The following is a 12,440-nucleotide window of genomic DNA, read 5'->3' as shown; positions in this document are numbered from 1 at the left end:
CGATTTTCACACATTCTGCGCCGATCCCCAAATTTGCCGTCTGGAAATCCTGTCCAGACGGCAAAAATGTGATTAGTAACGGAAGCGGGAGACGAGTTGGCGCAATTTGTCACCCGTGCCTGCCAGGGCGCGGGTGGTGGTGCTGGACTCCCCGGACGCCTCGGTCAGCTCGCTGACGATCTGCTGGATGGCCACCAGGTTCTTGTTGATCTCCTCGGAGACCGCGTGCTGCTCCTCGGCGGCCGTGGCGATCTGGATGTTCATGTCGTTGATGGTGCCGACCGCCGCCACCATGCTGTCCAGGGAGCTGGCGATGTGGCTCGCCTCCTGCACCGTCTCCTGGCTGCGTGCCTCGCTGGCCTGCATCACCTCCACCGCCTGTTTCACTCCGCCCTGCAGGCGCTGGAGCATCTCGTTGATCTCCTTGGTGCTCTGCTGGGTACGGCCCGCGAGGGATCGCACCTCGTCCGCCACCACCGCAAAGCCGCGCCCCTGCTCGCCCGCCCGGGCCGCCTCGATGGCGGCGTTGAGGGCCAGCAGGTTGGTCTGATCGGCGATGCCGCGAATGACCTCCACCACGGAGCCTATCTTGCCGGTCTCGTGGGCGAGCTGCTCGATGACCCCGGCCGCCACATGCACTTCGCCCACCAGCCGGTTGATGCTGCCGATGGCGCTGTTCACCACGCCGCGGGCCGCATCGGACTCGCGGGCCGCATCGCTGGTGGCGCTGGCGGCGTTGGAAGCGCTCGCCGCCACCTCCTGGGCGGTGGAGCTCATCTCGGTCACCGCTGTCACCACCTGATCCGTCTCCTTGCCGTGGCCCTGCATCTGTCTGTCCGCATGTTCGCTCAGGCTATGCAGCCGATCCACGGCCCCCAGCAACTGGTGACTGGTCTCCCCCACCTGGCTCACCACCGACTGGATCCGCTCGACGAAGCGGTTGAAGGCGGCGGCCAGCTGCCCCACCTCGTCCTTGCTCTGCACCTTGAGGCGCTGGGTCAGATCCCCGTCCCCGTCGGCGATGTCGTTGAGTGCGGCGACCGCATCCGCCAGCGGGCGGGTGACCCGGTTGCCGATCACCACCGTGGCCGCCAGGGTCACCCCCAAGATCACCAGGATGAACAGCACCCCGGTTTTCAGGGAGCCATACATGGTCTCCTCCCGCTCGCTGCGCAGGGTGGCCAGCTCATTGTCGATGTCGTCGATGTAGAAGCCCGTGCCCACGACCCACTGATATTTGTCGAGCACCAGGTTGAAGGAGAGCTTGGGGGCATCCCGCCCGACAGAGGGCTTGTTGGTCCAGTACTCCGAGAAACCATCTCCTTCCCGCGCCGACTTGATGATCCCCTGAATGAGGAAGGCACCCTTGGTATCCTTGTCCTGCCAGCGGTTCTTCCCCTCCATCTCGGGCCGGGTCGGCAGCAGCACGGTATTGCCCTGATAGTCATAGACGAAGAAGTAGCCGTCGCTGCCATAGCGCAGCGGCCGCAATATCTCCTTCACCTGCTGGCGCACTTCGGGACTGTCAGGCTTGCCGTAGCTGCCCTCGATGGCCGTCTTGGCCAGCATCAGATAACTGCTGAGCAGCGCCTTGCGCTCCTTGATTGCCCTCTCCCGCGCCACCACCAGATCCGACTCCAGATCGCTCCTGGCCACCAGATAGTTGCTGAGATTGACCACCAGGGCCATCAGCAGCACGGGGATGGCCCCCAGTAACAGGATCTTCTGCTTAAGTGTCATTGTGTCACCCTTTGTGCTGTGTTCATTGCTGCATGATGTCTGCCTAAACGGCATGGGAAGCTGGCCGAAAGGGAAGTGCGTTCGCTACAATCCCGCCACCTTTAATTATCGACCAGATGAGCTGACTCATGAACCTATGTCCTTGCGGTTCCTCTCTTTTTCTTGCCAAGTGCTGCGGTGTACTCCACGCAGGTCAGCCCGCCGCCACCCCGGAGCAGCTGATGCGATCCCGCTACAGCGCCTTCGTGCTGGGATTGGGAGAATATCTGGTACACAGCTGGCACCCGGACTATCTGAACGGGCTGACCGCGGCCGACCTCTCATCGACCGACACCCGCTGGGATGGCCTCGAGATCCTCGCCAGCCAGGGCGGCCCCGATGACATCCTCGGCATGGTGGAATTCAAGGCCTGGTTCCTGGAGGGGGACGAACGTCACTGCCTTCATGAGCGCTCCCGCTTCGTGCGCCATCAGGGGCGCTGGGTCTACACCGACGGCGAGCAGGATCCGGCGCCGCTGCGGGTCGGGCGAAACGACCCCTGCCCCTGTGGCAGCGGCAAGAAGTTCAAGAAGTGCTGCGGCTGAGGTTTCCCCCACGCCGCCCTCTGGCCAGCCCCCGGGCTGGCCTTCTCCCCTCCCGTCATGCTTTCCCCTGCCTGCCTCGACGGTGACGTGAGGTTCATCACATTTCGCTCATCACCTCACACTTAATGAGCGCTTACGAACATTAATTTGGCCCATATCAAACATTTTACGTCGTGGAGGCGCCACACTGGCCTCATCTGGAAGAGATGAGACGGGCACGAATGAAAAGAATCACCACACAAGTCGTCATCATAGGGGGGGGCGCCACCGGCGCCGGCATCATGCGCGATTGCGCGCTGCGCGGCATCGACTGCATCCTACTTGAGCGGGACGACATCGCCGCCGGCACCACGGGCCGCAACCATGGCCTGCTCCACTCCGGCGCCCGCTACGCGGTGACGGATCAGGAGTCCGCCCGCGAATGCATTCAGGAGAACCGCATCCTCAAGCGGATCGCCAGCCACTGCGTCGAGGACACCGGCGGCCTCTTCATCACCCTGCCGGAAGATGACATCCATTTTCAAAATACCTTCATGGACGCCTGCGCCCTGGCAGGCATCGACGCCCGCCAGCTGGATCCCGCCGAGGCGCTGCGCCTTGAACCCAACGTCAACCCGGCGCTGATCGGTGCCATCCAGGTGCCGGACGGCACGGTCGACCCCTTCCGTCTGGCTGCCGCCAACGTGCTGGACGCCAAGGAGCACGGCGCCCGCATCTTCACTCACAGCAAGGTGCTGGGGCTGCTGCGCACCCAGGATAGGGTGCACGGGGTCAAGGCCATCAACACCCGCACCGGCGAAGCGTTCGAGGTGGAGTGCCAGGAGGTGATCAACGCCGCCGGCATCTGGGGCCAGCAGATCTGCGAGTATGCCGACCTCGGCATCCGCATGTTCCCCGCCAAGGGCTCATTGCTCATCATGGATTACCGCCTCAACCAGCTGGTGCTCAACCGCTGCCGCAAACCGGCGGACGCGGACATTCTGGTGCCGGGCGATACCATCTCCCTCATCGGCACCACGTCGAGTCGCATCGATTACCACAAGATTGACCAGCTCACCGTCGAGCCCGAAGAGGTGGAGGTGCTGCTGCGCGAGGGGATAAAACTGGCCCCCATCATGGCCCGCACCCGATTGCTGCGCGCCTACGCCGGCGTTCGCCCTCTGGTGGCAGTGGATGGCGACGAGTCCGGCCGCAACATCAGCCGTGGCATCGTGCTGCTGGATCACGCCGAACGAGATGGCCTCCAGGGTTTCAACACCATCACAGGCGGCAAGCTGATGACCTACCGGCTGATGGCCGAATGGGCCACCGACTTGCTTGCCAAAAAGCTTGGCAACAGCAAGCCCTGCCGCACCGCCGAGCTGAGCCTGCCCGGCTCGCGGGATCCGGAGAAGGTCTCCGCCCCCGGTCTCTCGGTACCCGCCGAAGGCTCGGCCCAGTACCGCCACGGCGAGCGGGTCATCGCCTTTTTCCGCGACAACCCCAAGGCCAACGCCCTCATCTGCGAGTGCGAGATGGTGACCGCGGGCGAGATTGAATACGCCCTGCGGGAGCTCGACGTGGACAACCTGGTGGACTTGCGCCGCCGCACCCGCCTCGGCATGGGCCCCTGTCAGGGGGAGCTGTGCGCCTATCGCGCCGCCGGTCTGATGCAGGAGTACGGCAAGGCGGACGGTCGTCAGGCCTGCGTCATGCTGCGCCAGTTCCTGGAGGAGCGCTACAAGGGCACCCGGCCGGTGCTGTGGGGCGATGCCCTGCGGGAAGCGGAATTTACCTACTGGATCTACGAAGGGCTGTTCGGCCTTGGCGAGTGGACGGCCCCCCACCTGGTGAGCGAGCCCCCCTTCCCGCTCGATGCCAGCACCGCCAATTCCACCAAGGAGCGCAGCCATGAAATTTGACAGCATCGTGATCGGCGGCGGCATGGCGGGCCTCTCGGCGGCCCTGCGCCTGGCCGAGGCCGGCCAGAAGACCCTGCTGATGGCCTCCGGCCAGAGCGCCCTGCACTTCTCCTCCGGCTCGGTGGATCTGCTGGAGAGCGACGGGGATCCCCGCGCCGCCCTGCCCGCCTTCATGGCGGCCCATCCGGATCACCCCTACAGCAAAGTAGGCATACAGAATATCGAGGGGAGTCTGGCCGATCTGCAACGCCACTGCGCAGAAGAGGGGCTGCCCCTGATGCGCCAGGAGCACAACCACCATCGCCTGACCCCCATCGGCACCCTGAAATCCACCTGGATCTCCCCCGACACTTGTGCCTGCGTGACTGATGCCCCCGCTCCCGACGCCATCCTGCTCGCCACCCTGGAAGGGTTTCGCGATTTTCACCCGGCGCTCGCGGCGGCGAATCTCGCGACCCACGCCCGCTTTGCCCACAGCCGCATCCTGACCGGGGAAATTCGCCTGCCCCAGCTCGCCCAGTTCAGCCGCAATCCCCACGAGTTTCGCTCCGCCGACATCGCCCGCCTGTTCGACAAGCAGGGGCCTGGCCAGCAGGACCTGCTGGCGGATCTGGCCCGCGAGATCAGCCGCGTGATGCAGGGATGCGGCGTGCCCGGCTGTCGCCATATCGTGCTGCCCGCCTGCCTGTCGCTGGGGCTGGTCGGCCCGCGTCTGAGCGAGCTGGAACGGCGCACCGGCTGCACCATCAAGGAGGTGGCCACCATGCCGCCATCCCTCATCGGCATGCGGATGCAGGAGGCCCTCAAGCGCCGCTTCATGGCCCTTGGCGGCACCTTCCTCACCAGCGAGCGGGTGCTGGGCGCTCGCTATGACGGCGACAAGGTGATCGGGGTGCACAGCCAGCACGGGGAGGATCAGCTGTTCGAGGCGGACCACTTCGTGCTCGCCTCCGGCAGCTTCTTCAGCCGAGGACTGGAGTCGCGCCTCGGGGGCATTCGTGAACCCATCTTCGATGCCGACGTACTGAGCCTTGCCGAGCGCGACGCCTGGGCCGGCCGCCGCCTGTTCGACCACCACCCCTTCATGGGCTTCGGGGTCAAGACCGACGAGCGGCTGCGGGTGCTGCGCGGCGGCAGGCCCCTCACCAACCTTTACGGCGCCGGCAGCGTGCTCGCGCACTATGACCCCATTAAAGAAGGTTCCGGCTCCGGCGTGGCCGTTGCCACCGGCTGGCAAGCCGCTGGCCATATTCTGGCGGAGGGCTGAGATGAATCACATATTCCCACCCCAACGACACGGCGTGCTGGCCCACGACGATGCCCAATCCAAGGAGGGCTCTGGCTCAGGTGTCGCGATCGCCACCGGCTGGCAGGTCGCCGGTCACATTTTGAGTTCAGCCCAATGATGATTTCGCCCCATATCCCGTGCCTTCACACCCAACGGGAGGAGAACTGACATGCTACTGGATCATGCCAACCAGACTTTCGATCAGTGCATCAAATGCACCGTCTGTACCGCCTACTGCCCGGTGGCCAAGGCCAACCCGGCCTACCCCGGCCCCAAGCAGGCGGGCCCGGATGGGGAGCGGCTGCGCATCAAGAGCCCGGAGCTCTTTGACAGCGCCCTCAAATACTGCACCAACTGCAAGCGCTGTGAAGTAGCCTGCCCGAGCGGGGTGCGCATCGGCGACATCATCGCCAAGGCCAAGCACCAGTACAGCGGCTTCAAGCCGGGGATCCGCGAGTTCGTGCTCTCCCACACGGATCTGATGGGCAGCATGTCCACCCTGATGGCCCCGGTGGTCAACTTCACCACCGGCCTCAAGCCGATGAAGCAGGTGCTGGACAAGGCGCTGGGGGTCTCATCCCACCGGGACCTGCCCAAATATTCACAAGGCACCTTCCGCGGCTGGTACAAGAAGCAGAAAACGACTCAGGCCCTCTTTGCGCGCCAGATCGCCTACTTCCACGGCTGTTATGTGAACTACAACCATCCGCAGCTTGGCAAGGAGCTGGTGCAGGTGCTCAACGCCATGAACATCGGCGTCCAATTGCTTGCGCGGGAGAAGTGCTGCGGCGTGCCGCTGATTGCCAACGGCTTCATGGACAAGGCCAGGCAACAGGCGGCCTTCAACATCCAGCAGCTGGAGAACACCCTGCTCGGCAACGAGATGCCGCTCTTGGCCACCTCCTCCACCTGCGGCTTCACCCTGCGGGACGAATATCCCCACCTGCTGGAGCAGGACAACCACAAGGTGCGGGATCGCATCTCCCTGGTGACCCGCTTCCTGTGGAACGAGTTCGATCGGGGCAACAAACCGGCCATGAAGCCCCTCAATCTGCACATCGCCTACCACACCCCCTGCCACCTGGAGAAGATGGGGGGGGTCATCTACACCCTCGAACTGCTGCGGGCCATCCCCGGCGTCAAGGTGACGGTGCTGGACTCCCAGTGCTGCGGCATCGCCGGCACCTACGGCTTCAAGTCGGAAAACTACGACACCAGCCAGGCCATCGGTCAGGGGCTGTTCGATCAGATAAACCGGCTCAAACCCGATCTGGTCATCACCGACTGCGAGACCTGCAAGTGGCAGATCGAGATGAGCACGGCGTTTCGCTGCGAACACCCGGTGCACCTGCTGGCACGGGCGCTGGCCTGACCGCCATCCCTCCGGTCCGCCCATCATCACGGGCACCGGCTTGGAGGCGACACGCCCCGGTCAATGCCTGCGCCCCCTCTGGCCGGCATTGACCGGGATCGGCGCGGCAAGGCCCTGACGCCGCCCGGGCAGCCCCGATGGGAGGCTTGGGCGGCGAACCATTTTGGTTGTTTGAACCGCTAGCACAGTGAAAAGCAGCAACAACACCCACTCTGTTAAAAACCACATCCCATTGCCACCACCATAAAACATCAAGCCAGCATATTCAGCCAAAAAAAAAGAGCCGGCATTCGCCGGCTCTTTGCATCATCTCACCCCATCAGGGGTGCTGGATGATCAGGCTGTGCTGATCCAGCATGGATTGCAGGATGTCGTGAGAGGAGGAGCCGCTCAGGTTCCAGCCACTCAGATCCACGTCCTTCAGGGTGATCTGCTGGGTGACATTGCCATCCCCCGCCGGGGAGACCGACAGGCTCACGTCACTCAGGCCATTGCCGGTGCTGGTCACCGATGCATGGAGATGACCCAGCAGGCCATCCACGCTGTTGTCGGTCACCCCCTTGAGCAGGTCCGCCAGATCGATCCTGTCCCCCTCCTGGGGACGGAAGTCGGTGATGGTGTCTATCGCCGGAGAGGCCGTCGTCCCCTCGTCACCACTGCCCCACACGAAGAGATCGCTGCCGGCGCCACCGGTCAGGATGTCGTTGCCCTGACCGCCCCGCAGCACATCATCTCCCATGCCGCCCAGGAGGCGATCATTGCCGGAGGAGCCGAACAGCCAGTCCCCCTGATCCGAGCCCAGCAGATCGTGACCGCTCTGGCTGTGGATGGTGATGGTCTCCGTGGCCGAGCTCAGGGTGCTGCCACCCAGGCTGGATTCGGCACTCAGGGTGAGGGCATGATCCCCCGCCGGCAGATCCTTGAGGTAGATGGGCACGGACTGGTCCATCGGCAGCAACCAGTCGTTGCCATCCGCGTGGCCGACGCTCTGGCCGTGCTCGTCCACCACCTGGGCGCTGCCGAGGTTCTGGATCCGCACCGACAGCTCACCCGGGGCCGGATTGACCACGCTGGCGCTGAGGTTGAGCGGCACCCAGGCCCCTTGCAACGCAAGGATATCGTGGGTGCCGACCCCCAGTTGGGGATCGTCCGGCTCGGCCGTCACCTGGATGGCAATCTGGGCGCTGTCGGTCAGGACGCCACCGGCACCGGTATTGCCCTGATCCGAGGTGGTGATGCTCAGGTTGTCCTGACCCCAGAAGTCCCTGGCTGGCTCGTAGTGCAGGTTGCCTGCCAACAGACCGTTGAGATCATCGAGCGACCCGACCAGGGTCACCACGCTGGTCCCCGCCCCCTGCACCGAGACGGCCCCTGCCGCCCCCAGCAGGGTCAGCACACCGTGCTCCACCCGCAGCACCATGGACATGGGGGCGCTGCCCGCATCCACGTCCTTGACGCTGATGCCGGAAAGCGACAGCGAACCATCCTCCTTCACCGCCATGGCGTCCGGCACCTGGTTGATCGGGGTATCGTTGACCGGCTCGACCTCGATGGGCAGCACGTCGGTGTCGCTCAGGGGGCCACCGCTGCCGGTGTTGCCAAGATCATTGGTCACCATGGTCAGGGCATCCTGGCCATTGAAGTCCTGCTCGCCCTGATAGGTCACGCCCCCTGCGAGCAAGGCATTGATGGCATCCTGGGAACCGCTCAGCACCAGGGTGTTGCTGCCGCTGCCGCTCACCGTCACGCCACTGCCCGCCGCCAGTTCCAGGGTACCGTGCAGCACGGAGAGGGTGACAGAGAGGGGGCTGTTGCCCGCATCCACATCGCTCACCTGCAGCCCGTGAATGGTGAAGGGCTGATCTTCCTGCGCCACCTGGGGCGTCGTCGGCAGCTGGTTGACGGGGGCATCGTTGACCGGTTGTACCAGGATGGGCAGCACATCGGTGTCACTTAGGGCGCCACCGCTGCCGGTATTGTCCCTATCGTCCGTCACCATGGTCAAGGCGTCATTGCCATGGAAATCCGGGTCGCCCTGATAGGTGACGCCGCCCGAGAGCAGGGCATTGAGATCCGCCAGCGTGCCGGTCAGCACCACATCGCCGGTACCGTTGCCGGTCAGGGTCACGCCGCTCCCGGCCGGCAGGGTCAGGGTGCCGTGCTCCACCGAGAGGCGCACTTCCATGATGCCGTTGCCCGCATCCACGTCCTTGACCTGCAGACCCTGGATGACGGACGGCTCGTCCTCCTGTGCCACCTGGGGATCATCGGGCAGCACGTTGACGGGGGCGTCGTTGACCGGGCTCACATCGAGATGGATGGTGCCGTTCACTTCGGGGCCGAGGGCGCCGTTGTCCAGGCTCTGGGCCGTCACCTTGATCGCCATGGCGCCGTTGGCGTCATGGGTCACGAGCTCCACCGCGTCGAGCTTGCCGCCGTCCGTGGTGACCTGCCAGCGGCCACCGCCGAGATCCACTACGGTGCCGCTCACCCCGCTCGGCAGGCGGATTTCTGCCCCGTCCGGCACCCCTTCCAGGGTGACGCGCACCTGCTTGGGCCCGTTCTCGTACACATTGCCGGCATTGCCGCCGGTGGCCTGGGTATCCCGGGTCTCCACCCCCAGGTTCAGGGTGATCACATCCCCTTCGGTGCCGCTCGCCTGCTCCTGCATGTCAGTGATGACCGCATCCCCCACCGGATTGACGGTGACGGTGAAGCCCGCACTGGTTTCAAGGGGCAGGGTCAGCCCCTTGTCCAGGGTGAAGGCGCTCAGGGTCAGATCCACGGTGCCGCTGAAGTCCGCAGGCGGGATCAGGGTCAGCTTGGAGAAGTCGGTGCCCACAGGCACCTGCCACACCCCGCCGCCGTTGTTGACCGCCGGGGCGGACAGGGTGAAGCCGTCCGGTACCCCCTTGATCTGCAGCCCGACGATCTGCTCGGAGCCATCGTTGTCGATGAGGCTGGCCCCCAGCCCCCCCAGGCTCACGCTGCCATCTTCCTGGCCCGTGACGTTCTGGACCGTGAGGTTGGCCGGATCGTTCACCGGCAGCACCTCGAAGCTCACGTTGCCGCTCCAGCTCCCCCGATCCGTGCCCGTGGTGGCGGTATCGAGAATATCCACCGTCACCGCCAGCGGCACCTTGCCGCTGAAGTGTTCTTTGGGCACGAACACCAGATCCTTGAGATCCGCCGGGTTGTTCACCGTGAGGGTGGAGACCGGCTGGCCGTTCTTGTCGAGGAAGTGACCATATTGGGGATCCACGGTCACGACCACCTGCTCCACGGTCTCGAGACCGCCATCGGCCACCGAGGGGCTGATGTCGGCGAGCTTGACCGAGAGATCGAGATGAATGTCGGTGTCTTCCAGGTTGTCAGGCTGGCCGTCGCCGTTTACGTCCTTCACGTTCAGTTGTAGCTCGGGCAGGCCGTCCGCCCCGCCGTTGATGTCCACCTCCGGGGTGATGGAGAGGGTGACGTCCTTCTCCACCATCTTGGTGTCACCGCTCACGGTGTCGGTGTTGACCAGGCGCACATTGAAGTGCAGGCCGTCACCGGCATAGTCTTGCGGCAGGGTCAGGGTCAGGGTCAGGCGGTCGAGATCATCGAGGCCGCCCGGCAACTTGATGAGGTACTCGCCGTTGACGAAGTCATAGGTGAGCCCCTGTACGTTGACGCCCGGAGGGAGACCAGTGATGACGATGCTGAGCTCGTCGTCCCCGATGTCCGCCGTGCCCAGGGTCACCATCTGCTTGAGCTGGCTGCCGAAGTTGACGCCGTGATCCTCCACCCCGGTGATAGGGGTACTGTTGTCAAAATCGACATCGGCGGCCACCTGACCCGAGTGGGTCGCGCCATGGAAGTCGGCGCTTGCGGTGATCTCCCGATAGGCCGGGACGCTCACATCCCCCTCGTTGCTGTCACCAAGGTCGACCACCCTGGCGCTCACCTTGAAGGTGACGGTGCCGGTGAAGCCATCCGGCGAGCGCAAGGCGTAGCTGCCGAGGGCGTCGTGGGGCACCGTCCAGTTGCCCTTGCCATCGTTGATGCCGCCCACCACCACGAAGCCGGGGGGCAGATCGCTGATCACCAGGTAGTCGATGACCTCATCGCTGCTGGGGTCCAGATCCTCGAACACGAAGACGCCGTCCAGCGGGATGTCGTGCCCGTCCGGGCTCTCTAGCTGACCGGTCTGCACCAGGTTGCCATCGGGCTCCACCACCGCCTGGATATCCACATGCAGGGTGCCGTCGATCACCTTCTGGGCAGTGGCGCTGGAGTCCACATCCACTTGTGTCACCGTGACATGGCTCTGGAGGGTGGTGTCCCTGTCGCTGTCCTCGGGCCCTCTCACCAGCAGCTGGCCACCGCCGAGCAGGCTTTGCAGCTCGGCGTCGCTCAAGTCCACGGCGCCGCCGCTCACGGTCAGCTGGGTCTCGACCCCGCCCACGCGGATCCAGACTTCATACCCGGGTTCGATACCGGAGAGGCTGAGGTGGGTCACCTTCTCGGCGCCGTCGGTCAGGTCTGGCTGCCAGTCGAGGACGGTGAACTGATCCTCCAGGCCATGGCTGGTCTTGGCGTAGTCGGTAGCGTCGATGGCCGGCTCCACCTTGATGGTGAGGGGCACGTCGAAGCTCTTGTGATCGCCGTCATTCTCGGTCACCACCACGTGGCCAACCAGGTGCAGATCGGCGGTGCTGTTGGGGGGCGGCTGGATCTGCAGGTTGCCAAGGCTGGTCACATCCACCTGATAGAGAGGATTGCCCTTGCCATCGAGCCCGGCGAAGGTCAGGGTCAGCTCCTTGCCACTGCCGTCGAATACCTTGGCCCCTTCCGGCAGCCCTTCCAGCACCAGGTTGAGGGTTTCCGAGTGATCGAGCGGGGTATCCGTCCACTCCCCCGAGGTGAGCTTGAAGTCAAGGGGCGCCCGGCCATCCTCCTGGATGGTGATGCTGTAGCCGTTGCCATCCTGGGTCCAGTCGGTGGTATTGAGATCGAAATGGGGTTCATCCACCACCCCCACCAGATCCACGTGCAGGCTCTGGCTGCCGGTCTCCTTCTCGTTCACCACGGTGTGGGTCTGGCCGCTGGCATCGGTCAGGATGGCGGTGTCCTTCACCACCCCCTTGATGGTGAGATCGAAATCGACGTTGCTGTTTTTGGGCGGCTGCAACTTGAGGTCATTGATGCGGCCATAGGGCGCCTCGTAATAGCCGTTGGCATCCAGGGTGACCGCCACCCCGCCCAGCAGCAGGGTGGCACCGGCGGGCAGGCCGCTGATGCGCACGAACAGCTGCTCGGAGCCATCCGTGGTGTCTCCCAGATGGGCGAGCCCAATCTTGCTGCCCAGATCGATCAGGGTATCTTCCTTGCCCTGGATCTCGCGCACCGTCAGCTTGGCGTCGTCCGCCAGCGGGTTCACGTTGACAATCACCTTCAGCGGATCGCCGAGGGCCGTCTCCTTGCCGGTCACCACCGCAATGCTGTTCACTTAAGCGGAGCCGCATTGCGATTTACCGGAAAACGGGTCTTTGATATCTTCACCGCCCTGGGTC

Annotated in this window: 6 protein-coding genes and 1 pseudogene; 5 read left to right on the top strand and 2 right to left on the bottom strand. The window is 64.5% G+C overall.

Annotated elements, in window-relative coordinates:
• Nucleotides 1-72: 72 nt before the first annotated feature.
• Nucleotides 73-1,740 (bottom strand): methyl-accepting chemotaxis protein, encoded by a 1,668-nt coding sequence (locus PG887_RS10640; RefSeq protein WP_201890054.1) that lies wholly within the window; start codon nt 1,738-1,740, stop codon nt 73-75.
• 128 nt (nt 1,741-1,868) lie between these two features.
• Between PG887_RS10640 and PG887_RS10635 the strand changes: the two genes are divergently transcribed.
• From PG887_RS10635 to glpC, 5 genes are all read left to right on the top strand, one after another.
• Nucleotides 1,869-2,324, top strand: a complete 456-nt coding sequence (locus PG887_RS10635) for a YchJ family protein (protein ID WP_109111836.1) — start codon at nt 1,869-1,871, stop codon at nt 2,322-2,324.
• A 221-nt stretch (nt 2,325-2,545) separates the two neighbouring features.
• On the top strand, nt 2,546-4,225 hold the full coding sequence (glpA, locus tag PG887_RS10630) for an anaerobic glycerol-3-phosphate dehydrogenase subunit A (RefSeq protein ID WP_041215061.1): 1,680 nt from the start codon (nt 2,546-2,548) through the stop codon (nt 4,223-4,225).
• A complete protein-coding gene (glpB, locus tag PG887_RS10625) occupies nt 4,215-5,492 on the top strand; it encodes a glycerol-3-phosphate dehydrogenase subunit GlpB (protein WP_270821653.1) in 1,278 nt (425 codons plus the stop codon). The genes glpA and glpB overlap by 11 nt, the downstream gene beginning before the upstream one ends.
• Before the next feature lies 1 nt (nt 5,493).
• On the top strand, nt 5,494-5,631 hold the full coding sequence (locus PG887_RS10620; protein WP_185975437.1) for a hypothetical protein: 138 nt from the start codon (nt 5,494-5,496) through the stop codon (nt 5,629-5,631).
• A gap of 51 nt (nt 5,632-5,682) precedes the next feature.
• Nucleotides 5,683-6,885, top strand: a complete 1,203-nt coding sequence (gene glpC, locus PG887_RS10615) for an anaerobic glycerol-3-phosphate dehydrogenase subunit GlpC (RefSeq protein WP_270821651.1) — start codon at nt 5,683-5,685, stop codon at nt 6,883-6,885.
• A gap of 319 nt (nt 6,886-7,204) precedes the next feature.
• Here the strand turns inward: glpC and PG887_RS10610 are convergent.
• Nucleotides 7,205-11,245 (bottom strand): annotated as a pseudogene (locus PG887_RS10610) (type I secretion C-terminal target domain-containing protein); the annotation flags it as partial.
• Nucleotides 11,246-12,440: the final 1,195 nt, after the last annotated feature.

The organism is Aeromonas sp. QDB14 (genome assembly GCF_027707845.1).
GTDB lineage: Bacteria > Pseudomonadota > Gammaproteobacteria > Enterobacterales > Aeromonadaceae > Aeromonas > Aeromonas caviae.
Note: the sequence above shows the minus strand (reverse complement) of the source record. Positions and strands in the feature narration are given on the sequence as shown.